This is a genomic window from Mediterraneibacter faecis (assembly GCF_055383675.1).
In genome coordinates this window covers 552,075-575,196 of sequence record NZ_AP043803.1, presented here as the reverse complement: position 1 = coordinate 575,196, position 23,122 = coordinate 552,075, and the positions used below count along the sequence as shown (strand labels likewise).

Annotated in this window: 22 protein-coding genes and 2 pseudogenes; 10 read left to right on the top strand and 14 right to left on the bottom strand. The window is 39.1% G+C overall.

The genetic code is table 11. The annotated features are described in order from the left end of the window. Positions 1-29: 29 nt before the first annotated feature. Positions 30-392: a sigma-70 family RNA polymerase sigma factor gene (locus ACZ47Z_RS02795; protein ID WP_464525849.1), complete on the bottom strand. Its 363-nt coding sequence runs from the start codon at positions 390-392 to the stop codon at positions 30-32. 699 nt (positions 393-1,091) lie between these two features. Here ACZ47Z_RS02795 and ACZ47Z_RS02790 point away from each other — a divergent pair. Next, positions 1,092-1,811: a FadR/GntR family transcriptional regulator gene (locus ACZ47Z_RS02790; RefSeq protein WP_054753166.1), complete on the top strand. Its 720-nt coding sequence runs from the start codon at positions 1,092-1,094 to the stop codon at positions 1,809-1,811. 589 nt (positions 1,812-2,400) lie between these two features. Here the strand turns inward: ACZ47Z_RS02790 and ACZ47Z_RS02785 are convergent. Then, positions 2,401-3,441: a DUF5692 family protein gene (locus ACZ47Z_RS02785; RefSeq protein WP_054753164.1), complete on the bottom strand. Its 1,041-nt coding sequence runs from the start codon at positions 3,439-3,441 to the stop codon at positions 2,401-2,403. A 429-nt stretch (positions 3,442-3,870) separates the two neighbouring features. Here ACZ47Z_RS02785 and ACZ47Z_RS02780 point away from each other — a divergent pair, with 429 nt between their 5' ends. Then, positions 3,871-5,250 carry a citrate/2-methylcitrate synthase gene (locus ACZ47Z_RS02780; RefSeq protein WP_054753163.1) on the top strand — a complete coding sequence of 460 codons (1,380 nt, stop codon included), beginning with the start codon at positions 3,871-3,873 and terminating at the stop codon, positions 5,248-5,250. After that, positions 5,237-6,451 carry a flagellin lysine-N-methylase gene (gene fliB, locus ACZ47Z_RS02775; RefSeq protein ID WP_117915855.1) on the top strand — a complete coding sequence of 405 codons (1,215 nt, stop codon included), beginning with the start codon at positions 5,237-5,239 and terminating at the stop codon, positions 6,449-6,451. Before ACZ47Z_RS02780 ends, fliB begins: the two co-directional genes overlap by 14 nt. Before the next feature lie 70 nt (positions 6,452-6,521). Here fliB and ACZ47Z_RS02770 read toward each other — a convergent pair whose 3' ends face one another. The 11 genes and pseudogenes from ACZ47Z_RS02770 to ACZ47Z_RS02720 form a co-directional block, all read right to left on the bottom strand. Then, positions 6,522-7,511 (bottom strand): calcium/sodium antiporter, encoded by a 990-nt coding sequence (locus ACZ47Z_RS02770; protein WP_054753160.1) that lies wholly within the window; start codon positions 7,509-7,511, stop codon positions 6,522-6,524. Positions 7,512-7,550: 39 nt separating this feature from the next. Continuing rightward, positions 7,551-8,132, bottom strand: a complete 582-nt coding sequence (locus ACZ47Z_RS02765) for a manganese efflux pump MntP (RefSeq protein ID WP_054753158.1) — start codon at positions 8,130-8,132, stop codon at positions 7,551-7,553. Between the two features lie 455 nt (positions 8,133-8,587). Then, positions 8,588-10,927, bottom strand: a complete 2,340-nt coding sequence (feoB, locus tag ACZ47Z_RS02760) for a ferrous iron transport protein B (RefSeq protein WP_054753156.1) — start codon at positions 10,925-10,927, stop codon at positions 8,588-8,590. 170 nt (positions 10,928-11,097) lie between these two features. After that, entirely contained in the window at positions 11,098-12,480 is a 1,383-nt protein-coding gene (locus tag ACZ47Z_RS02755; RefSeq protein ID WP_464525848.1) for an MATE family efflux transporter, read from the bottom strand. 21 nt (positions 12,481-12,501) lie between these two features. Beyond that, a complete protein-coding gene (locus tag ACZ47Z_RS02750; RefSeq protein WP_117835182.1) occupies positions 12,502-13,011 on the bottom strand; it encodes an NUDIX hydrolase in 510 nt (169 codons plus the stop codon). 288 nt (positions 13,012-13,299) lie between these two features. After that, positions 13,300-13,833 carry a GNAT family N-acetyltransferase gene (locus tag ACZ47Z_RS02745; protein WP_464525847.1) on the bottom strand — a complete coding sequence of 178 codons (534 nt, stop codon included), beginning with the start codon at positions 13,831-13,833 and terminating at the stop codon, positions 13,300-13,302. A gap of 48 nt (positions 13,834-13,881) precedes the next feature. After that, positions 13,882-15,039, bottom strand: coding sequence for an aromatic amino acid transport family protein (locus ACZ47Z_RS02740; RefSeq protein WP_157050504.1), 1,158 nt, complete (start codon positions 15,037-15,039; stop codon positions 13,882-13,884). Between the two features lie 276 nt (positions 15,040-15,315). Next, positions 15,316-15,495 (bottom strand): hypothetical protein, encoded by a 180-nt coding sequence (locus tag ACZ47Z_RS02735; protein ID WP_181966565.1) that lies wholly within the window; start codon positions 15,493-15,495, stop codon positions 15,316-15,318. Beyond that, positions 15,461-15,610 (bottom strand): annotated as a pseudogene (locus ACZ47Z_RS02730) (radical SAM protein); the annotation flags it as partial. The pseudogene ACZ47Z_RS02730 and the gene ACZ47Z_RS02735, both read right to left, overlap by 35 nt. After that, positions 15,547-15,801 carry a hypothetical protein gene (locus tag ACZ47Z_RS02725; RefSeq protein ID WP_054754327.1) on the bottom strand — a complete coding sequence of 85 codons (255 nt, stop codon included), beginning with the start codon at positions 15,799-15,801 and terminating at the stop codon, positions 15,547-15,549. The gene ACZ47Z_RS02725 and the pseudogene ACZ47Z_RS02730, both read right to left, overlap by 64 nt. Positions 15,802-16,142: 341 nt before the next feature. Then, positions 16,143-16,238: pseudogene (locus ACZ47Z_RS02720) on the bottom strand (IS66 family transposase); the annotation flags it as partial. Between the two features lie 122 nt (positions 16,239-16,360). On the opposite strand from ACZ47Z_RS02720, the gene ACZ47Z_RS02715 reads away from it, so the two are divergent. The 7 genes from ACZ47Z_RS02715 to ACZ47Z_RS02685 all read left to right on the top strand — a co-directional run bounded on the left by ACZ47Z_RS02715 (position 16,361) and on the right by ACZ47Z_RS02685 (position 21,621). Beyond that, positions 16,361-16,864 (top strand): RNA polymerase sigma factor, encoded by a 504-nt coding sequence (locus ACZ47Z_RS02715; protein WP_054754325.1) that lies wholly within the window; start codon positions 16,361-16,363, stop codon positions 16,862-16,864. A 2-nt stretch (positions 16,865-16,866) separates the two neighbouring features. Beyond that, a complete protein-coding gene (locus ACZ47Z_RS02710; RefSeq protein ID WP_118175787.1) occupies positions 16,867-17,637 on the top strand; it encodes a hypothetical protein in 771 nt (256 codons plus the stop codon). Next, positions 17,609-18,493: an ABC transporter ATP-binding protein gene (locus ACZ47Z_RS02705; protein WP_464525846.1), complete on the top strand. Its 885-nt coding sequence runs from the start codon at positions 17,609-17,611 to the stop codon at positions 18,491-18,493. The genes ACZ47Z_RS02710 and ACZ47Z_RS02705 overlap by 29 nt, the downstream gene beginning before the upstream one ends. Then, positions 18,493-19,728 (top strand): ABC transporter permease, encoded by a 1,236-nt coding sequence (locus ACZ47Z_RS02700; RefSeq protein WP_118142514.1) that lies wholly within the window; start codon positions 18,493-18,495, stop codon positions 19,726-19,728. Before ACZ47Z_RS02705 ends, ACZ47Z_RS02700 begins: the two co-directional genes overlap by 1 nt. Positions 19,729-19,919: 191 nt before the next feature. Further along, the gene (locus ACZ47Z_RS02695; RefSeq protein ID WP_147340821.1) at positions 19,920-20,225 is read left to right on the top strand and encodes a hypothetical protein; all 306 of its coding nucleotides are present in this window, start codon (positions 19,920-19,922) and stop codon (positions 20,223-20,225) included. A gap of 149 nt (positions 20,226-20,374) precedes the next feature. Beyond that, positions 20,375-20,611 carry a hypothetical protein gene (locus tag ACZ47Z_RS02690; protein ID WP_015528065.1) on the top strand — a complete coding sequence of 79 codons (237 nt, stop codon included), beginning with the start codon at positions 20,375-20,377 and terminating at the stop codon, positions 20,609-20,611. A gap of 56 nt (positions 20,612-20,667) precedes the next feature. After that, positions 20,668-21,621 carry a DUF4349 domain-containing protein gene (locus ACZ47Z_RS02685; protein ID WP_054754314.1) on the top strand — a complete coding sequence of 318 codons (954 nt, stop codon included), beginning with the start codon at positions 20,668-20,670 and terminating at the stop codon, positions 21,619-21,621. Between the two features lie 89 nt (positions 21,622-21,710). On the opposite strand, the gene ACZ47Z_RS02680 is transcribed toward ACZ47Z_RS02685, so the two are convergent. Continuing rightward, positions 21,711-22,934, bottom strand: a complete 1,224-nt coding sequence (locus ACZ47Z_RS02680) for an AI-2E family transporter (protein WP_464525845.1) — start codon at positions 22,932-22,934, stop codon at positions 21,711-21,713. Positions 22,935-23,122 lie beyond the last annotated feature (188 nt).

Below are 23,122 nucleotides of genomic sequence, written 5' to 3'. Positions count from 1 at the left end.
TTACACTGATTTTATTTGTAAAAGAATAACTAGCTGCTACTGTTGTTCCCCCAAGCATTAAAATAGCTAAGGTTGCTACTACTGTCTTTTTTTACTACCTCTTCGATAGAATGATCATCCGCTATATATTGTTGATCATCAACATTCATCATTGGAAAACGGAACCATTTTGTTCTCATAATATTTTTACAAGAATTAATAGCAATGCGTATCAACCATGTCTTTTCATTAGAATTGTGTAAAAAAGAATCATAGGATTTCATAGCCTTAATAAAAGTTTCTTGTGTTGCATCTTCTGCTAAATAATAATCTTTCAAATACAAATAGCACATGCGAAAAACAGACTCTCCGTACTCTCGCATAAGTCTTTCCAAAATTTGTTCTGCCGGCATTTTTTATCTCCTTTCTACTTTTTAGACACATTAAATTTATGAAAAATTACATGTTTTATAAAAATTGATACAATTATTTTATTTTTAACACAAAGGGGCTTTAGGATACACAAAGCATTGTATATTTTAAACACTTCTGCTATAATTTCCCCATGGTGCTACCATTCACGGTAGGCGGTTAGTCCTTCTCCAGAGGGACTGTGACCCTCTGTTTACATAGAAATCCCCAGACTATCTGTGGAAATCTTGCTAAAGGAGGGGATGCTAATGTTGACTCTCGAAGGTCTGATTGCTGTTATCAGCTTATGCTTAACAGCCTTTGGACTTGGTTACGCAATAGGATGCAATCACACAAAAAAATAACCGCCCCAGCCTCGCAAACTGAACGGTTATTTTTTAATTAATCATAATGTGGGCTAACCGTCTATCGGTAGCACCTTTCATATAATCATATTAGCATCATACATTAGATATGTCAAACAGATTTCTCCTTCAAGTTCAATTCAATATAACGAGTTTTTCCGCAAATTTCCTACTCTCTCCCACGTCTGATATAAATATAGAGTATTGAATCCACCGCCTGTTTTCCCTATAATAAACTTATCAACAATAAACGTTATTTTTTACGAGATTTTCAACATTTTCATCTCATCAAAACACACTTTGTGAAGATAACGCTTACGAAACGGAGAATTTATTATGGAATTTCAGAAGATTAGTTCCCCTTCCCTGAGGGATCTGTTTATTGAACAATTAGAACATCTGATTCTTTCCGGCAAGCTACAGATCGGAGAGAAACTTCCGCCGGAACGCCAGCTTGCTGAAATGATGCAGGTCAGCCGTGCGGTTGTCAACAGCGGGATCAGTGAGCTGGAAAAGAAAGGATTTCTTACCGTAAAACCCCGCAGTGGGACTTATGTAGCAGATTTCCGAAGAAAAGGAACTTTGGATACATTGATCGCGATCATGAATTACAACGGCGGACGCATGCGTGATCAGGAGATCCGTTCCATCTTCGAAGTCCGCATTGCGCTTGATACACTTGCTGCACAGCTCGCCATCGACACGATCAGCGACAAAAACATCCAGCGTCTCCTCGAATTCGTTAATCAGATCCGTGATGCACAGGATGTCACCACTGCCATTGAAGCTGCTTACGAATTCCAACACGAGTTTGCCCTGATTTCCGGGAATACATTGATTCCACTTATTTTCCAGTCTTTCCGAGCACCAATTTTTAATATGTGGGAACATTATTGTGAACTCTATGGGATAGAAGAATTATATCGAAGCAATTATAAGACCTGGACCTATATCCGAGACCGGGATACCCAAGGAACAATTGAATGGATTCAGGAATCCATGCAGGACTGCATTGATGGGAAGCATCAGATTTACTATTCCAATGAGTTTGTATAAATTTGTATTTGTCTGTCTGATTCTCCATATTGAAGCAAAGGATTTGGTGGTGAATAAGGCCGCAAGGATGATGCTATATTGCATCGGACACCGGAACGCTCCTGCCTTACATGTGTCCTCAACAATATAGCACCATCCTCGCTTCTTTATTCCAAACAGAAGTGTTTGCTTAATGGGACGAATCTGAAAGACTTCATACAAGTTTTGATTTGTTGCACGTAAACGAGAAGATAGACTCAGGTTCAGTCGATAGCGTTCCTTTTTTACTTCCGTCCAGAATTCTGTATTTAAGTGTTGAATTCGTTCCACGGCAATCCCTTCTGTCCTGGATAATGTAAGTGATGTGGATACTTTATTGTTGAGGACACATTTTAAGGCAGGAGCGGTTCTGAATACACTTTGTTCTGAATGTTTGAAAAAGCCCAAACAGAAATCACTCACGATGCCTGTTTGGGCTTTTTCGTTACATTCATTCAAAGGGATGAAGAGGAGCGGGCCGGTGTCCGATGCAATAAAGTATCCACATCACGCCCTTATCCAACAAAAGTTTTTGCTTCATTACCCAGAATTCAAACGTCTAAATACAAATTTAAACTTCTACTCTCGCCATTGCTTCCTTATAATCCTTCTGATCTGTAAAGATCTCATTCTTATAAGGATTCTTCTTCTGCTGTTTTGCTCTCTTAATAATTGCAGCCAGACAGATCACATTCGCTGCAAGTGCAATTACCGCGATCACACCCTGCATGGTTGGATTAGCACTTGTCGGTCTTACTGCTGCATCCATGAATCCGTCAGAATACAGAGCCGGAATTACTGAGAAACGGCTTGCATCCTGGAATAATGGGAATACCTGAGCAAACATACACCACAGTGCCAGTGTATTCGCGCGATTCTGGATCCAGCCACCCTTGTTCCAGAACATATTTGCAAATGTCGGAGCAAGAAGTAATGCAACACCACAGTAGAATGCATGTGTTGTCAGGTTATTGTATGTGTACTCAAAATTCCACAGATCATATGCAATAATGAAGCACCATGTCATATCCGGCCAAAGCATATCATCATGTTTCTTGGATGTGTAGATTCCCCACCATCCTGTCATACAGAAGATATTCAGGATTCCGGCAATTCCGTTCACCCAGTTCCACCATCCTCCGTAGAGCCATACATTTTCTGAAGACAGCCACCAGCGGTCACCGAATTCTTTCATTGCCATGAATCCACGGATACCTGATTCAAAATCACTTACTACTGCAATCAGAATATTGATTGCAACGATTGCAAACGGGAATACTTTGAACCATTCTGTCTTACCAATTCCCCATTTGTATTTCAGCATCATAAAACCAATACACCCTGCTGTTGCAGCATACAATTTTGCATAATGGAACCAACTTGTCATATGTACATAAGTATCGTTATTCAGTGCCCATTCTGCACCATTTGCTGCACAGATATAGATTGCGATAAAATACACTGTAAGTATAGCCGGAATAGCTCCAAAACAGATCAGTCCACCGATTTTTGTACGTCTTGCGAATTCATTTGCAAGAACAAGTCCGGCAAACACCAGTACCCACCCTAACAGCTGCCAGCCGGCACCATCGCCATAAATTTGGAATAACATAATTATCCCCCTCCTTCTTTTAATTGGTTATACCAACCTATTGTTATCTTTTTAACATTATACTCTTCTTATTATTATGCGTCAATAAATGCATCTGTTTCTCCTATTTTTCAGCACTTTATAATAAAATATCTCTCCATATTTTTGTATTTTTACAATAGATTTGCGCTTTGGCATCTGGTATGACCACAGCCACATCATTTTCTTTCTGACGATTCAGAAAATTCATTTAAGCATTCTTATTTTTGAGTTATCTAACAATTCAATATTCATTTTATTCTGTTTTATGCGTGCTTTTCTTGATTTTTTTCATGTTTTTGCAAGAATACATATATATTTCTTGCAAATTTCACCTCGACTGTTTATAATTACATTAAAATGCATTATCAAGACACTAGAAAACATATATGTATTGTGAGGATGAAAGCTATGAATTCAAATGATATATTAATTGCAAACACTGACGATCTGCGCAGTGATATGGACTATTTAGAGAAAACACTTTTGAAAGGACACCGCATTGATCCGAATCTTTATGAAGAATATGATGTAAAGCGCGGACTTCGTGATTCAACCGGCCGAGGAGTTCTTACCGGACTGACTGAAGTATCCGATGTCTGTGGATTTGATGTTATAAACGGACGTAAAATTCCTGCTGAAGGTGGACTTTACTATCAGGGAATCAATGTCAATGACCTTATCAACGGTCTGAAAGGCAAACGTTTTGGATTTGAGGAAACAACTTTCCTGCTCCTTTTCGGACGTCTTCCAAAAAAAGATGAATTAAAGCATTTTCTGAAAGTTTTATCTGAATTAGAAGATCTAAGCGGACGTTTTGTTCGTGACGTTGTCATGAAGGCCTCAAGCTCTAACATCATGAACGCACTCCAGCGCTGTGTTCTTACTTTATATACATATGATGAGAACCCGGAAGATATTTCTGTTGAAAATGCACTGCGTCAGGCTCTTGAACTTATTGCAAAGCTTCCACTGATCGCAGTATATTCTTATCATGCATACAGACATTTCCGTAAAGATGAGACACTTCTGATCCGTAATCCGGAGAAAGGCCGCTCTCTTGCAGAGAATATTCTGTATATGCTTCGCCCGGACGGACAATATACAGAACTCGAGGCTAAGGTACTTGATGTTGCACTGATTCTTCATGCAGAGCATGGTGGTGGTAACAACTCTACTTTCACTACTCACGTTGTTACTTCTTCAGGAACAGATACTTATTCTGCAATCGCTGCTTCCATCGGTTCTCTAAAAGGACCACGTCATGGTGGTGCAAACCTGAAAGCGCAGGGGATGTTTGATGATATTAAAAAGTCTGTCAAAGACTGGACTAACGAGGATGAGATTCGTGAGTATCTCCGCCTGATTCTTGATAAAAAAGCCTTTGATAAGACGGGACTGATCTATGGAATGGGACATGCCGTCTACACAATCTCCGACCCAAGAGAAAAGATTCTGAAAAGCTATGCAAAACAGCTTGCTTCCGAAAAGGGACTTGATGAAGAATTTGCTCTTTATGACCGTGTAGAACGAATCGCCGGTGAAGAGATCATGACACACAGAAAGATGCTGAAACCTGTCTGTGCTAACGTTGACTTCTACAGCGGATTTGTTTATACAATGCTGAATATTCCGGAAGAGCTTTTCACACCACTCTTCGCGATTGCGCGTATCACCGGGTGGAGTGCACATCGTCTGGAAGAACTGTTAAATGCCGGTAAGATCATCCGTCCGGCATACAAATATGTTGGGCAGCATACAGAATTCCATAACCGTGATGACAGAAATTAATTATTTGATACCTGATTATTATTCTAAGTTCACCTGCATCGCCGACCGCTGTCCGATCACCTGCTGCCAGGAATGGAAGATTGGCGTCGATGCAGATACGAACCGTAAATGGAAGAAACTCCAGGCTCCGGAAACCGTACCTGAACAAAAGAAAAATTTAAGCGCTTATACGATTAAAAAAGATGGACAGCGTGTGATAGGCCTGGACAGTGATCATCGCTGTCCATTCCTTAACTCTGAGAAGCTCTGCCGCCTTGTTGTTGCTTACGGCGACAAAGTCCTATCAGAAACATGCACTACATTTCCACGAGAGGAACATCGCTTTCCGACACATAACGAGAAAATGCTGATGCCTTGCTGCCCTGCAGTGATTGACCTGTGGAACAAACAGAAGTCCCTGCATTTTCCAAATGTATCAGACACTTTGTCCGATACTGGCGATACAGATACTTCTGTCCTTTTCCTCTTGCGTGAAAAACTACTCAATCTTTTAGATGATTCTTCCAGAACAATCGAAGAAGAACTTTTGGAAAGCTTCTATATTCTTCAGGAATTGTACCAGCATCAGCCATTAACAAAAGAACTGTTAGAAGATTATTTTTCTGATAACACAGTAAGAGAACTTGGAAATGCGATCTCAGATATAGACCTTCCACCTTTGGATCTGATCAGCGAATGTAACGAACTGTTACAAGATCTTTCCGTAAACTATCAAAAAGAAGGGCTCTATCAGGATACTCTGAATCCAATTCTTGCTTTGGCTGAAGAAATATCGGAATCACTTTCGGACAGTACTGAAAATCCTGATGATACTAAAGCTTACGAATCCACTTTACTGGAACAATGGGAACAATTCACACAATACTTGAGCCCTTACGAACCACTGCTTCGCAATTTCCTGCGCAACGAGATTTTCTCCGATCTCCTGCTTCCTGACAGTGACCTGGAAAACGTACTGGTACAGATGCAATGGATTGCCCTTGAATATGCATCAATCCGCCACAGCATTTTCTTAAGATGGATGCTGGATGGCACAGACGCAAACGTTTCTGAAATTTCTTACGAAACGTTGAGACAATATCTTGTGATCATTACACGAATGACCGGATATGAAACAGCGGATATTTATGAATATCTGGAAAACAGTTTCGAATCCCTCTTATGGGACTGGGGCTACTTTGCATTAATTATAGGAAACTAAAATAGGATTATGTGATTGGCACAAGTACTTTTTGCCTTTCACATAATCCTTTTTTCAGAGTTATCACAAACTATCTCATACAAATGTACACAACATACACTGCATAAAGAATCAACATGATAATACCTTCTTTTCTATTAAGTTCCTTTTTCGTCCACGCCATGATCCATCCAATAACACTAAACACGATCAGCACTGCAATATCAATGATATTTTCTGTCAAAAATGCGACCGGTGAAATTGCTGCCGCAATACCAAGCACCATGAGAATATTAAAGATATTGGAACCGATTACATTTCCAAGTGCCATATCCACCTCACCTTTTTTTGCTGCTACAATCGATGTAACCAGCTCCGGAAGGCTTGTTCCAAATGCAACTACAGTAAGACCAATCAGAGTCTGACTGATTCCAATTGCCGCCGCAACTGTACAGGCACCGTCTACTACCCAGTCACTTCCGACCGCAATCGCTACTGCGCCGAGAAGAATGTAAATCACACTCTTTCCCATAGACATTTCCTGAATCTCCTCTGCTTCCAGAAGATACTCTTCCTCTTCCACTCCCGGCTCCACATTTTTCTCACGAGATGTCTGTGCTGAGCGAATCATGTAGAGGATAAACGCCAGGAATAAGATAATAAATACAACTCCATCTATATGTCCCAGTGACATTCCGGCTGCACCAAGAATCAGAAGCAATACCGCACACAGAATAGATATCGGAAAATCAATCTTTAACGTATTAATCTGAACTGCCACGGAAGTAAAAAGCGTGCAGGCTCCGACTACAACCATGAGATTGAAAATATTAGATCCTACCGCATTACTGACTGCAAGTGCATTGTTTCCCGTAACTGCTGCTGTCACACTGACCGCAGTCTCCGGAAGGCTCGTCCCCATCGCCACAATCGTCATTCCGATGATCAGTGACGGAACATGATACCGTCTTGCGATACTGCTACACCCCTCAACAAATGCATCTGCACCTTTTACAAGAAACACAAATCCAATAATTAAAAGTACCACTGCAAATGGCACACTTTGAAACAAATCACTCATCTTTTATTTCCTTTCTGCTATACTATATTCAACCTCATTTTATGCTAATCCAGACAGATGCTGGATCAAAATCCTAACACCTAAAAGCACCAGGATGATTCCACCAACCAGTTCTGCCTTATGTTTATATTTCCCACCAAAATAATTTCCAATCACTACACCAACAATAGAAATAACCATTGTCGTAATTCCGATGATCGTAATTGCCTCAAGAATCGGTGTGTCCAGAAATGCAAATGTGATTCCGACTGCCAGCGCATCGATACTCGTCGCAACGGCAAGTACAAACATATTTCTATGATCCAACGGCTGATCTTTTACTTCAACAATATCTTCTTCGTTCCATTCTTTTACTGCCTCCAGAATCATTTTCCCACCGATAAAGCCAAGCAGAATAAATGCGATCCAGTGATCAATACTTGTAATATACTTTTGAAACTGAATTCCAAGAATCCATCCCACAAGCGGCATTAATGCCTGGAACCCTCCAAAATACAATCCGATCACTACCGCCTGTTTCTTATTCAGCTTCTTCATTCCAAGGCCCTTACAGACGGACACTGCGAATGCATCCATCGCAAGCCCGACCCCCATCAACAAAAGCTCGATAAATAGTGCCATGTTTCTCCTCTTTTCTTTTTTCTTCTGTATCTGTTCCGCTACAATTGCAGTGCGCATCCTGAGCGGAGCGTTTTTTATATATTAGGAAAGGACTTTCCTAATATAACAAAGAGACCCACGTATGTTCTATGATAAGAGAACTGCCTGCTTGACATAACAAACTTATCCTCTTATTTAAAACATACATGAGTCTCATTCTTTAAGATTTGCCAGGTGATCTTTTAAAACTCATTCTCACCGGTATGTTGACAAATCACATTTTCATGCGAACTACTCCCTCACGGAATATATTTAATTTATCTTTCGGCTCGGTTCGTCTCATGAACAACTGCCTCACTGACACATCGTTTCTTACTATAACGAATGAATTCTGTTTTGTCAATAAATTTTATCATTTATTCCCAGACGATTTATTCCGAGACATTTCGTTACTGTCACAGTAACAGCTTTCCCCATTAGAAAAGTAGCATTCCGATTCCTCTCGTGATGATTGCCACAACCCATGCGATCAGACACTGCCAGAATACCATTCCGACAGCCCATTTTGTACCAAGCTCACGCCTTACTGATGCGACCGCTGCAACACATGGTGTGTAGAGCAGACTGAATACAAGCAGGACACCGGCTGACAATGGAGTTAGTACGGATGCAATTCCACCTCCGAACAATACCTCAAGTGTTGATACTACACTTTCTTTCGCCATAAATCCACTGATCAGTGCTGTACAAATTCTCCAGTCTCCCAGTCCAAGCGGACGAAGGATTGGAACAAGTGCACCTGCTATCATAGCAAGAATACTATCTGCTGAATTCTCCACAAGGTTCAGATGCAAGTCAAAACTCTGCAAGAACCATACAACAATCGTTGCCATCAGAATAACTGTAAATGCTTTCTGTAAAAAATCTTTCGCTTTCTCCCAAAGAAGCTGTGCCACATTCTTCGCACCCGGCAGACGATAATTCGGAAGTTCCATAACAAATGGTACCGGTTCTCCTTTAAACAGAGTTCCTCGATAAAGGAATGCGATTAAAATTCCAACTACAATTCCAAGCACGTACAGACCCGACATGATCAGTCCGCCCTTACCCGGGAAAAATGTACTTACAAAGAATGCATAAATCGGAAGTTTTGCTGTACAGCTCATAAACGGTGTCAGAAGGATCGTCATCCTACGGTCTCTTTCACTGGTCAATGTTCTTGTTGCCATAACTGCCGGAACTGTACATCCGAATCCGATCAACATCGGCACAATGCTTCGACCGGAAAGACCGATCTTACGAAGCAGTTTATCCATTACAAATGCCACTCGCGCGATATATCCACTGTCTTCCATCATAGAGAGGAAGAAGAACAAAGTAACAATAATCGGAAGAAAACTAAGCACGCTTCCTACTCCTGTAAAGATTCCGTCGATTACAAGACTTCGGATTACATCATTTACATTGAGTGCGATCAGTCCCGCCTCAGCCATTCTTGACAACTGATCAATTCCCATTTCCAGAATTCCTTGCAGAAATGCACCGATTACATTAAATGTCAGATAAAATACAAGCACCATGATTCCGATAAAACATGGGATCGCTGTATATTTTCCTGTCAAGATTTTGTCTATCTTCTCACTTCTGACACGCTCTTTACTCTCTTTCGGTTTCACAACCGTCTGCTCACAAAGACGCTCGATAAAATCGAATCGCATATCTGCGATTGCCGCACTTCTGTCAACCTCACGTTCTGTCTCCATCTGCTGCACGATATGTTCCAGCATATCCAACTCATTCTGATCAAGCTTTAACTGCTCCAAAATCAGCGGATCGCCCTCGATTGCCTTCGTCGCAGCAAAACGCACCGGAAGCTTCGCTTCCTCCGCATGATCTTCAATCAGATGGATCACTGCATGAATACATCTGTGAACCGCACCGTCATGATCACTCTTATCACAGAAATCCTGACGCAGCGGACGTTCCTGGTATTTCGCCACATGAAGTGCATGACGTATTACTTCGTCCACACCTTCATTCTTCGCCGCTGAAATCGGAATAACCGGAACTCCAAGCAGTGCCTCCATTGTATTCACATCAATAGAGCCATGATTTCCAATCACCTCATCCATCATATTCAGCGCAACAACCATTGGAATATCCATCTCAAGCAACTGCATTGTCAGGTAAAGATTTCGCTCAATATTCGTTGCATCCACAATGTTGATAATTGCTTTCGGATGTTCATCCAGCACAAAATTTCTTGAAACAATCTCCTCACTGCTGTATGGAGACATTGAATAAATTCCCGGAAGGTCTGTCACATTCGTATTCGGATAACCTTTGATTGTTCCATCCTTACGGTCTACTGTTACTCCCGGGAAGTTTCCTACATGCTGATTTGCTCCTGTGAGCTGATTAAACAACGTTGTCTTTCCACAGTTCTGATTTCCTACCAGGGCATAAGTAAGCACTGTTCCATCCGGTAACGGATTAGCATCTTCTTCAGAATGATACTTTCCTTCTTCTCCAAGTCCCGGATGATCTACCGGTTTCAAACGTTCTCCACGGGAATGGCTGTTTGTTCTCTCGCTGATTTCCTCAACTTCAATCTGTTCTGCCTCTGCAAGACGAAGTGTCAGTTCATATCCATGTACCTGCAATTCCATCGGGTCTCCCATCGGTGCAAACTTTACCACCGTAACTTCCGCACCCGGAATCATACCCATATCCAAAAAATGCTGTCGTAACGCACCGGAAGCTCCAACTGTTCGAATTACAGCACTCTTTCCAATCGCTAATTCTTTTAATGTCATTTTTTTATCATCCTCTTTAGTTTATTGCGATTTTTTATCAATTAGTTATACAAAACTAGCTTATTCCAGGATGTTGGATTTGTCAATAATTATCATTTACAAAATACGCACATAAAAAAGAAATGCTTTCTTCCCTCTTGTATTTTGGGAAATAAAGCATTTCTTTTTTACTATATCATGGCCTCTCGTTTTTTCAACGGTGCATAGACGATTCTTCTAACAAAAATAAAGCAAATCACTTGCAGCATGATCGTAATGATCCAGGATGCAGGATAGGAAATGAACAAAATCTTTAACGATCTGAATTTTGGAAATATTCCAAAGATCCAGACGATTCTCGTTCCGACTGTTCCGATTACGGAAAGTAGCATCGGCACAATTGATTTTCCCATTCCACGAAGAGATCCCGGGAACAGATCCATCCATCCGCATAGAAAATAAGTAACTGTTGTATACAGAAGGATCTCCATACCACAGCTGATAACCTGAGGATCATCAGTATAAATCTTCAAAAGTTCCGGTCCAAAGAGATACGCACCTCCACCAAGAATTAATGCAATCGTTGTGGAAAGAATCAGGCAGTCAACTAAGACTCTGTCCATTCGTTTCCATTTTCCGACTCCGTAATTCTGGCTTGTAAAACTCATACATGCCTGTGTCACTGCATTGATCGATGCATATAAAAATCCGAAAATATTATTCGCTGCCGTATATCCTGCCATTGCCACAGATCCGAAAGAATTGACCGATGACTGCAGAAGTACATTTGAGAAATTGATCACGGTACTCTGGATTCCTGCCGGAATTCCCACCTGGAAGATCTGTCCTAAATATACTTTTTTTATCATTAACTTCGAAAAGCGAAGCTGATAACTGCTTTCTGATTTATATAAACAACGCAGTACCAAAATACATGATACAAATTGTGCTGTCACAGTTGCAATTGCAACACCCGCCACTCCCAGATGAAAAACAATTACAAGTAAAAGGTTTAAACACGCATTGATCACACCTGCTACAATCAAAAAGAAAAGTGGCCGCTTCGTATCTCCAACCGCTCTTAAGATTGCCGCACCGTAATTGTATAGCATAAAAAACGGCATTCCCAGGAAATAGATCTTCATATATAGTGTCGAAAGATTGATTACATTATCCGGTGTTCCCATCAGTTCAAGTGCTCCTCTGGAAAAGAACAATCCAACTAATGCCATCACAACTCCGCTTATAATTGCAAATGTAATCGCTGTGTGCACCGTCTCCGACATCTCTTTCTCGCGCCCTGCCGCATAGAATCTGGCCGCAAGTACATTTGCCCCAAGAGATATTCCTATAAATAAATTAGTAAATACATTGATCAGTGCTGTGGTTGATCCGACTGCTGCCAGTGCCTCGCTTCCGCTGAATCTTCCCACTACAACAATGTCCACTGCGTTAAATGCAAGCTGCAGAATTCCAGATAACATCAGCGGAATTGAAAAAGAAATCAGCTTATTCATGATCGAGCCATTGCACATATCAATTTCAAATCTGTTTTTCTTCTTTTCTGAATGCATAACTTTTCCTCATTCTATAAATTATTGTAACTGTTCAAACACTCTCTTAATACTGTCATAATGGAGGAAGATTCCCTCCTTGGCAAAGTTTTCAATCTCCTCCTTAGTTGCGAACATATATCCATCTGTTTCTTCTGTCTGAAGTTTCAGATCATTCTCATCAATATCAAGCACAAAGCGATATACATCAACAAAATAATTATCACCCTCGCCCGGATTTTCTCGCTTATAAGTAAATACATATCCGCCTTCTGCATTAGAAATATCTAATCCTGTCTCTTCTCTCACTTCACGGCATACCGCTTCCTCAGAAGACTCTCCTGCCTGCGCTGCACCGCCGGATACTTCCCACCAACCCGGTGCCCACGCTTTTGTCATTACACGTTTCGTGATCAGATATGTTCCATCCGGTCTTGCCACAACTCCAAGCACTGTCAGATGGTATTCCCCATCCTTTAAGCACCAGTCATTTCGCTTCATCGTTCTTCCGGTCAGCCGTTTCTCCGCATCATAAATATCCCAATACTCCATGATATTTTCTCCTCGTCTTATCTATCTCATGTTTTTCATTTTCCGTAACTGTTCAGAGCCAACCTCCAAAATGCTACGCATTTCGTCGGTGTGGCGTATCCGCCAAATAAAATTTCAAAAACAGCCTTAAAAATGCAAGCATTTCATATCTGCTTTTGAAATTTTGCTTGGCTCTGAACAGTTACCATTTTCCTTTCTTATCATACATTTTTAGAAAAAAGCTGTAAAGTCTTTGGCAAATATTTTCCATTAGACTTTACAGCTTTCACTATCATTCGTTATTTGCTTCTATCTCAGATAATATGTCATTTCATGCCATTCTTCTCCACCCCAGACAGAATCTGACATTCCCAGATCTACAAAACCAAATCTTTTATACATCTCTACTTTTCCATCCAGGCAGGTAAGAACAATTTCTTTTCTTCCCTTTTCTTCTTCTCTTTGCAGATAACATCTTACAATCTCTCGTGCCAGACCTTGTCCTCGATACTCCGGTAATACATCTAAGCCAAGGATCATAACTTTCTTTCCTTTTGGATTATTCAAAGATGCATCTGTAAAAAATTCATCTCGGAATTTTTCCTCGTCCGTTGCTATTCCATTCAAAAATCCCGCTAACTTCCCAGTTGTTTTATCTACCGCAACTAAAAACAATTCTGGAGTCACACCGATTCGCTCCTTCATGTGTTTCTCAGAACATGCTTCATTTGGCGGGAAACAAATTTTCTCAATCAAGACTGCCTGATCGGCCTCTTCCTGTCTAATATCCCTGAATTCAAATCTTTCTAAAATACTACTGTTCCCTTTCATCTGTTCTTGCATTTTCTAATCTCCTTCTTCATCAACTTTTGTAATAACATATTTGTAATTTCATACTGTCACCGTAAGCACTGCTCCTACAGATGCTACCAACGAAGCTGCTACTGCTAATATCTGGAACGGCAAACTACCAAGTCTTCCGCAGATCAAGCTAGTTCCCGCACGTTTTCTGGAACGATTGTATGCAACAATCACTCCTACTCCTGTCAGAACCTGAACCACACTTGCCATTCTTGTGAAACCAACAAAGCTCTGCACACCCATAAGCGCGATCACAAGGCATGGCACTGTAGCCGCAAGCCAGCTGATCTTTTCGCCCCATTTCGTCTGTTCATTCACGATATCTCGAAGATTCAATGTATTTGCCCAGAAAGATGTTGCAAGAGCCAGCAAGGAAAATACATATCCGATAATGCTGACCCATCCGCCAAGATGACCGGAAAGATCCACTAATGCTCCGTTCTCTGTTACATTTGAACATCCCAAAAGCGTCATAAAGGTAATCAAAAGGATTAATCCCATATTCAATCCCGTGCCTGATGCAATTGCTCTACGAATGCCTTTTTCGTCTCCTTCTAAACCTTTCACAACCTGTGGCACAGACATAACCGCAGATAAGGAAAATGCGATCATGCTATAAAGTGCCAGCATATTGTTATTCGAATAGAACTTTGTCGAAAGCTCTGTTGTCTCTGAAAGCATCGTTGCTACAAAAAGGATTCCTATGACTCCAAACATAGAAATCACTGCAATTTTTTCACAGATACCGACCAGTTTCATTCCGATATAGACCACACTTGCCGCCAATACATAGAAGAGCAGCATCCCGGCCACTGACGGAAGGTGAAACCATGCTGAAAATACTGCTGCCGCACCGGTAATAAATCCACTCACATTCACTACAACCGAAAAGCCAAGCAGACCAAACGCCAGCCATGTACATGCCATCTTCAGCTTTCCCACAAACAGCTCATTTTCAAAGCATTTGATAAACTGCGCGCCATTGTTATTCAAAGACAGTTCCGCAATCATAAAATGCAGCAGAAGATTCATGCAATAAGCTACTGCTGCAATCCAGATGATATCATACCAGTTATTTCTGGATGCAAGGAATGGGACCGAAAGAATTCCCGATCCCACGCCGTGTCCTATGATAATACTCGTCGACTCCAAAAAAGTCAACTTTGATTCCCCATGTACTTCCGCCATACCTACGCCTCTCCGTCCGTTCGTTCGTTACTGTTCACACGATGTGCGACCAGCAACGCATCTCGCCATTTTAAATCGCCTTTGGCGATGGGGCGAGATGCATTCAAGTCAAAACACGCATCCTCCGTGTCAATCAGCGGAGTGATTGACACGGGAGTGAACAGTAACGTTCTTTCTTCTTTTCTTATAAGTATAGCATATTCTTTTCATTTCTTGAAGTCGATAAAACTACAATCTGTCATCTCACATCATCATCCACATCTATTATATTTCCATTCAACGCATCCAAAGCCTGTCTGCTGCCGGCTGCCAGTCCTTTGCGTACTGATCGCATTTTGCGCAGAGATGCTCTACCGTTTCCGGAGACTGAAGGTCTGTAGAATGTGCTCCTGACTTTGCAACCATCTCACGGAGTTTTTCCGGGTTCTCCGCCTGTGTAAATGTATAAGTAAACACCAAGCTTTTTTCCCTGACAGATAATGTCATCAATCTCGTCATAAGTAAGATTCAGTTTGTGACCATATTCTGCTGCCCAGCATCCTGTGCAGTGAAGGTTGCAGGCAGATGTAGGATAAAATTATAATATGGATGCTCTGGATTCGTAATCGCTTCACGGATCATCTCTCTTTGTGTCGGGAACTCTCCATCTGCAAATTTATCCGCCCAATCCATGATCTTCGGCATATTTTTATCCGGATCTTTATAAATATATTCAAATGTTTTCTCGATTCCCAGTTTCTTTAAAGTATTTGTTGCATTCATTGTAGTTTTCTCCTGTTTTGTTTTGCTAACACGTTTCCAACATTTACGGTTCTGTCCTTACTGTGCAATGCACCATGTAGTGTCTCATTCCACCCTCTGCTAATAGTGCTGCTCCTACAATAAGCATTGTCTTGCAGATTATGATAGTTTAGCTCAATTTCTATCTTCCAACAATGGACAAACCACACCCGGATATACAAAAACCAGACATTCGACAACGAATTGTCTAATGTCTGGTCATAGTTTTGACGTCCTTATTTTATAGGATCTCTGTAACTATTCAGAACCAGCTATACTCAAAGATGAAATCAGGGTGACCTGTAATCGCATTTTTGATAGCTTCGTAAGCATCCGGATACTTTGGTCTTGACTTTTATCATCCGAAGATCACGTTCTGCCTGGTTGTTATCAAACGGGACATTGAAGTTATGGATAAAAAGGCAGAGTTACAAAAATATTTAAAAGAAAATTTGCTTTTTTTTGAGGTTTAATCGTTATACATTATAGAAGGATAATAATTTATTAGAGAATTAGAGCAGAAAAACCGGGAGATAATTTTATGTTCGAAAATAAACGACTGATCAAACTTACAAATAGCAATGATGAAATAGATCAAGTAATTCAGAAAAATTATATGAGTATATATAAGTATTGTTATTATCATGTAGGTAATAGTAATGCGGCTCAAGATATAACTCAGGAAGTTTTTTTGAAGTTTCTTAAGCATATAGATAGGTACAAAGAGTATGGTAAACTGAGAAACTATTTATATGTAATTGCCAAGAATTGTATCCGTGATTATTTGCGAAAAGCAAAACAAGTAAATTTAGAAACAGTTATAGAAGGATTTGATTCTGGAGGGATTGATAGGAAATTAGAACAATTAAATATTTGGGAAGCGATAAATTCACTCGAAGAGATAGAAAAAGAAATTATAATTTTAAGATATTATCAAGATTTCAGAATCAAGGATATTTCCCAGGTTATGGGTATTCCAGCCTCCACGGTAAGATATAAACTAAAGAATGCGGAAAAAAGTTTAAAGAGAAGATTGGAGATATAAAAATGTTTCAGAAACGCTTAAAAAAGGAACTAAATAAAATTGAGGTACCTGCCTATGATACACATAAATACAAAGAAACAATTGCAAAAGCGAAAAAGATAACGTTGCATCCAGAAAATTTAAGAATGAGTAGCACTGAATTTTTTTGTGATCAGTTGAGATTTATAAAAACAGAAACATGGTTTTTAAAAATTATTGTTTCTGCTTTAGTATTATATCTGCTGATTACAGAGCAAATTAACATAAGTAGTTGGTTTTGGACATTAATCGCAATTTCTGGCCCCATTTTATGCCTCATTAATGCAAAGGAGTTATGTAATGTCTTCCAACCGGGGATGTTGGAAATACAGATAACAGCAAAGAATTCTTTCAGCAAAGTTTTAATGGTTCGCTTAACTATATTTGGATTGTTTGATCTATTGTTTTTTATGACTATGGCACTTGGCATATCTATGTTAAAACAAACTGTAATTTGGCAAGTTATTTTATATGGAATAGTTCCTTATATAATAATGTGCTTTGGATGTATGTTAATTTTAAATAGAAGCAGAGAAGAAAATATACCGTTATATTCGGGGGCATGGGGAGCATGCTTAAGTTGCATAATTACAATACTTAAAATATCTGATGTAAAAATATTTCAAACCTCATATTTGGGCATATGGATAGGGATAGGGTTGATTGCTTTACTTGGTATGATGATAGAAATGCGTAAACTTCTTAAAAGAGCAGGAGGAAATCTAAATGAAATTAGCTATGGAACACCTTTCTAAACAATTTAAAAATAAAATAGCAGTGAAACAAATAGATACTATATTGACGGAAGGTGTATATGGTTTTTTAGGTGCAAATGGTGCAGGAAAGACAACGCTTTTACAAATGATTTGTGGAATAATTGAACCTACGTCTGGAGAAATAAAAATAGATGGTGAAAATAATATACAGATGGGTGAAAGATTTCGGGACATTTTGGGGTATCTTCCGCAAGAGTTTGGTTATACTCCAGGTTTCACAGCACAAGATTTCATGCTGTATATTGCTTCAATTAAAGGTTTGCAGCCACAATATGCTAAGCGAAAAACAAGACAACTATTAAGACTGGTCAATCTTGAAAACGAGGCTAACAGAAAAATAAGGACTTTTTCAGGCGGAATGAAACGAAGATTAGGAATTGCACAGGCTTTGTTAAATGATCCTAAAATTCTTATCTTAGATGAGCCAACAGCAGGATTAGATCCTAAAGAACGTGCATATTTCCGAAATATTATATCTGAAATGTCAAAAGATAAAATTATTATTATATCAACACATATCGTATCAGACATAGAATATATTTCAGACCAGGTACTGGTGATGAAAAAAGGTTGTTTTATTTTGCAGGGTACGCCGGAAGAACTGCTTGATAAAGTTAATGGGGAAGTATGGTCCTGCAAAATTCCAAATAAAGAATGGACAAAATTTGAGACACAGTATTGTATAGCCAATTCACATGCATTAGCAAATCATGTAGAGGCCAGAATCATATCTACAGAAGCTCCAATTGATGACGCCATTAATGTTGAACCGACATTGGAAGATTTATATTTGAAATATTTTTCAGATGAAATGGAAGCAGGGGAGAATAGTTAATGAGTGGAATGATCAAATATGAATGGAAGAAGATCTGGACGAGCAGGTTGACACAAATATCAGTTATAGGATGTAGTTTGTTTTTAGTTTTCTGTGTGTGTTCAAGTATTTTTCAAATTACAGCAACAGATGAAAATGGCCAGACCGTTAGTGGAATGACTGCCGTTGAGGTGTTGCAAAATACTCAGCAGCGGCAAGAACTAACACAGGATAGAGTGAATGAAATTGTAGATCAATATTTGGAATATATCAATAACCCAGATACAAGCTCAAACAATGAAGCATACCATTATCTGTCCCAAGAAAAATATAGTACATTTTATCTGCCAAACAAAGAGCTGTTAAGTTTGATAACAAATGTATATGAAGAGCCTGGAAGTGGAAGTGACATAAAAGATGTTCTTGAAAATAATGCAGGAAAGGATTTTACACAGGCACGTCTTGACCGAGATCAAAAATATATTCAATTACTAGAAGAGAATGGGAAACTTACTTCTATAGAAGCAGATTATTGGGAGGGTGAAGTAAAAAAAATATCCGAATATCAGTATGGTTACCATAAAGGTTGGGATATGATTTTGGATGCATTGACATGGCCGGTACTGATTATGATGATTATCTGCATTGGAATTGCACCGATTTTTTCAGGCGAATATCAATCTAAATGTGATTCGCTAATATTGTGTATGAAATATGGGAAAAGCAGGTTGGTTTCCACAAAAATTATTGTGGTGTGGCTATTCACTACTTGTGTATATTGGGGAATTACGTTGATTTATTCTGCGGTATATCTTGGCCTCCTTGGGACAGATGGTGCAGATTTACCAATTCAATTAAAATACCCTGCGGTATCAGTTGGATACCACTTATCAATGGCAGAGGGAACGATTTATGCCTTGATTTTAGCATATTTCTTTACCTTGGGAATTGCAGGAATAACGCTTTTGATGTCTGCAGTACTAAAAAACGCATATGGTGTTATTATCATTGCCTTTCTTTTAATTATAATACCGACCTTTTTATCACCGGATACAGGTGGATATACTTGGAGCCGAATGTTGTCATTATTACCATCTAAGATTGCGGATTTTTCATTCCAATCATATATAACCTATAGCATAGGCAAAGTAGTAATAAAATGGCCGGATATGGCAATGATAGTAAATGGATTTGGAGCGATTATATTTTCAACATTTAGTTATTGGATTTTTAAAAAACATCAGGTGAACAAATAGATTAAAATTTGCATACTAGGAGAGATGACTATCTGAAAAAAAATAAAACATTTAATAATACATTATATTGCATTAAGTATATTTGGAAAATAGATGCGAAATATATTTTGTTGATGGTTGTGATTTCGGTTCTTACAAGTATATTTAATGTCATAAATCTTAGTATCTTAAGATATATCACAGAAACTCTGATGAAAAGAGCAACAGCCTATTTCCTTGGGGTAATAGGAGTTATGTTTCTTTTATCTGTAACTATTGCAATTATCAATGGAAGTTTGAAGTTTGGAATCCGTGTTGAAGACGGAACTGCCATGAAAGAAGAAATCCGCGACTCCTATGCAGAATTGATTCTGTGCACCGGAAGTACTCTCTGTAACGGATCAATCATCGATTATTTAGATCTTGATAAGGAGGTGCTGTTCTTCGGAACAACTGCTTCCGGAGCTGCGCCACTGTTAGGATTAAAACGCATCTGCTTTGCAGATAAATATGAATAAATCTTTTCATATCTTTTTAAGATAATCCGCCCTCTGTCGATTGACAGGGGGTGGATTATATTCTCCCAGAACTATACAGTTGATCATGTTTTATGTTATACTTTTATTAGAAATATCACTTGATTTTTAAGAAAGCAGAGGTAACTATCATGGAATTCAAAAGCATTTTAATAAAAGATACAACCGTAGAGGAAAGAAAACAGATCGTAAAAGAATCTTTAGGCAACATTTCTGCAAGCTGCGATGGTTGCATGGCAAGACTTTCAGAAATGTACGATGAGTATATCGAAGGTAAAAAAGAGATCCGTGACATTAATATGGAATTTAATGGGCACTATTTACGCGGAGACATGGACAAAGGAGAAAAAAGAAGCTGTCCAATGTGAATCAATGTTCCTTTATATGTTCACTCAAAGCCTATCAACAGAATGGAGGTGTTTGTATGAAATTCAAAAAGAGAATTGCATTTTTCTTAGCACTAATGTTGGCTCTGCTGACTGTCGGATGCGGAAGCAAATCAATGTCGACATCTGAGGACAGTGCAACCATGGAATCTGTCTACGGTACAGATTATTCAGAAAACGAATACTGCGAAGAACCTGCGGAAACAGCCGATACAGGAATCACTTCAGGAAATGGATTGGAAGCTCAAGTAGAAAATGGACGTAAATTGATCCGAACGGTTTCTCTGTCTTTGCAGACAAAAGAATTTGATTCTGTACTCAATAACTTAAAAACAAAAACTACGGAACTAGGTGGCTATGTCGAGAATTCTTCTATCAGCGGCAACAGTTATTCTTACACGACAACCCGGTATGCAAGCTACACCATACGAATTCCGGCAGACAAGTTAAATGAATTCGTGGATATCGTCGGTGAACTTGGAAATGTAACACAAGAAAATGAGTCCGTGGAAGATGTGACACTTCAGTATGTAGATGTGGAAAGTCATAAAAAAGCTTTAGAAACGGAACAGGCACGTTTGATGGAGTTGCTTTCTACTGCAGAAAATATGGAAGACCTGTTAGCCATTGAAAGTAAATTATCCGATATTCGATATGAAATAGAAAGCTACGAAAGTCAACTTAGACTTCTGGACAATCAGATTGATTACAGCACAGTACATGTAGAGATATTTGAAGTCGAACGTATGACAGATGCGGGTGATAAGGGCTTCTTCGAAGAGATTAAAGATCGATTCGGAGACAACCTGTATAAAGTAGGTCACGGTTTCAGGAATCTCATCATTGGAATTCTTGGTGCATTACCGATTCTTATTGTATGTGCAGCAGTCATAGCTGTTATCGTAGTTATAGTTAAGAAAAGCATCAAAAAAATAACATTCAAAAAACTGAAAAAAGCAAAAGAAAACGATCATGAAGAAAACTTCAAATAGCGGCTCTCCTTCGTTTCTCTTGTAAAGCAAAGCACTTAAAAGCGGAAAACCTCTGAATCTAATGAGATTTTCCGCTTTTTGTTTTCCTCTTATTCTCTATTCTTTTTTATATTTTTTTCCATTGCAGCAATTTCCTCTGCCGTATATTCTTCCACCACTGTCTTTGTCACTTGTTTTATATTTTTTTCCTTCAGACGAAGATATACAAATTCCCTGAAAATAGTGTACAAAACTGAAACTAATGGAATAAAAATAAGCATTCCTACGATTCCCATGAGATTGCCACCGATCGTAACAGCAGCAAGCACCCAGATTGACGGAAGCCCGACAGAGCCACCAACCACATGCGGATAAATCAGATTGCCTTCAATCTGCTGAAGAATCAAAAATACAATAATAAATAAAATTGCTTGCTTAGGACTTACCATAAAAATCAAAAAGCAACCCACTGCACATCCGATAAAAGCTCCAAAGATCGGAATCAATGCAGTAAATGCAATTAAAGTTCCGATCAAAAGTGCATATGGCATTTTTAAAATACTGAGTGTAACAACAAACATACTTCCGAGAATCACAGCTTCTACACACTGCCCTGTAAGGAAATTTGCAAATGTTCGATAGGTCAGAGAACAAATTTTCAGGAATGCCTCTGCTTTTTGTTTCGGAATAAATGCAAAAAATACTTTTCTTATCTGTACATACAGTTTTTCTTTCTGAAAAAGAATGTAGCACGCAAAAGAAAACGCAATGAAAAATGTAGCAAATCCACTGACAATAGAGCCCACTGCCGACATTGTCGTATTCATCATATTTCCTGCTCCGCTGCCAAGGATACTGATTCCCCATTTAATTGCCTGATCGGGATTAAACTGTACTTGATTTACTAATTTCATAATATCTTGATTATTATGTGAAAACTCTCGAATCCAGTCTTGCATCTGTGGAATAAAATTAGCAATACTTATCATCAGACTTGCTATTGTCCGGGTAAGCTGTGGAATCACACCAAACATTACTAATACAACTACACCGACAGCCAAAATGATCGTAAGAAGCAAACTTACCGGCCTGGCGAGCTTTTTTCCTGCCTTATTCTCTTCTTTTGCCTTGCCAAAAATCTTCTTTTCCAAAAAACTCATTGGCACATTGATCACGAAAGCGATTGCTCCGCCAAGTACGAAGGGAAATAGAATTCCCCCTATCGTTTTCAGTACATCGATCACTACTTCAAATTTCCACAATGCAACTACAAGCAGCACTGTAAAAATAATCAGTTCTCGAATTTTTTTCATAGATAACTTACTCAAATCCATTATCCTTCTCCTAATTTTTTAAAATCAGCCAGCTATACTTTTATGCAACAAGATATTTTTCATCATATGTTAAAATAATATTGATGTCAAGACGCTTTATCAATTCAGCTTGGCATTGTATCATTCTTGTGATAATGTTATTTATGAACGTTATGCAACGAATAACTATCAGATATTGAAAATAAAAC

Coding starts and splice junctions, on each gene's coding strand:
- feoB (WP_054753156.1), bottom strand. CDS start 10,927: ATGACATTAAAAGAATTAGCGATTGGAAAGAGTGCTGTAATTCGAACA.
- ACZ47Z_RS02700 (WP_118142514.1), top strand. CDS start 18,493: ATGAGTGGAATGATCAAATATGAATGGAAGAAGATCTGGACGAGCAGG.
- ACZ47Z_RS02715 (WP_054754325.1), top strand. CDS start 16,361: ATGTTCGAAAATAAACGACTGATCAAACTTACAAATAGCAATGATGAA.
- ACZ47Z_RS02790 (WP_054753166.1), top strand. CDS start 1,092: ATGGAATTTCAGAAGATTAGTTCCCCTTCCCTGAGGGATCTGTTTATT.
- ACZ47Z_RS02725 (WP_054754327.1), bottom strand. CDS start 15,801: ATGAATGCAACAAATACTTTAAAGAAACTGGGAATCGAGAAAACATTT.
- ACZ47Z_RS02750 (WP_117835182.1), bottom strand. CDS start 13,011: ATGGAGTATTGGGATATTTATGATGCGGAGAAACGGCTGACCGGAAGA.
- ACZ47Z_RS02710 (WP_118175787.1), top strand. CDS start 16,867: ATGTTTCAGAAACGCTTAAAAAAGGAACTAAATAAAATTGAGGTACCT.
- ACZ47Z_RS02765 (WP_054753158.1), bottom strand. CDS start 8,132: ATGGCACTATTTATCGAGCTTTTGTTGATGGGGGTCGGGCTTGCGATG.
- ACZ47Z_RS02780 (WP_054753163.1), top strand. CDS start 3,871: ATGAATTCAAATGATATATTAATTGCAAACACTGACGATCTGCGCAGT.
- ACZ47Z_RS02690 (WP_015528065.1), top strand. CDS start 20,375: ATGGAATTCAAAAGCATTTTAATAAAAGATACAACCGTAGAGGAAAGA.
- fliB (WP_117915855.1), top strand. CDS start 5,237: ATGACAGAAATTAATTATTTGATACCTGATTATTATTCTAAGTTCACC.
- ACZ47Z_RS02770 (WP_054753160.1), bottom strand. CDS start 7,511: ATGAGTGATTTGTTTCAAAGTGTGCCATTTGCAGTGGTACTTTTAATT.
- ACZ47Z_RS02680 (WP_464525845.1), bottom strand. CDS start 22,934: ATGGATTTGAGTAAGTTATCTATGAAAAAAATTCGAGAACTGATTATT.
- ACZ47Z_RS02795 (WP_464525849.1), bottom strand. CDS start 392: ATGCCGGCAGAACAAATTTTGGAAAGACTTATGCGAGAGTACGGAGAG.
- ACZ47Z_RS02705 (WP_464525846.1), top strand. CDS start 17,609: ATGAAATTAGCTATGGAACACCTTTCTAAACAATTTAAAAATAAAATA.
- ACZ47Z_RS02740 (WP_157050504.1), bottom strand. CDS start 15,039: ATGGCGGAAGTACATGGGGAATCAAAGTTGACTTTTTTGGAGTCGACG.
- ACZ47Z_RS02755 (WP_464525848.1), bottom strand. CDS start 12,480: ATGCATTCAGAAAAGAAGAAAAACAGATTTGAAATTGATATGTGCAAT.
- ACZ47Z_RS02745 (WP_464525847.1), bottom strand. CDS start 13,833: ATGCAAGAACAGATGAAAGGGAACAGTAGTATTTTAGAAAGATTTGAA.
- ACZ47Z_RS02785 (WP_054753164.1), bottom strand. CDS start 3,441: ATGTTATTCCAAATTTATGGCGATGGTGCCGGCTGGCAGCTGTTAGGG.
- ACZ47Z_RS02695 (WP_147340821.1), top strand. CDS start 19,920: ATGAAAAGAGCAACAGCCTATTTCCTTGGGGTAATAGGAGTTATGTTT.
- ACZ47Z_RS02685 (WP_054754314.1), top strand. CDS start 20,668: ATGAAATTCAAAAAGAGAATTGCATTTTTCTTAGCACTAATGTTGGCT.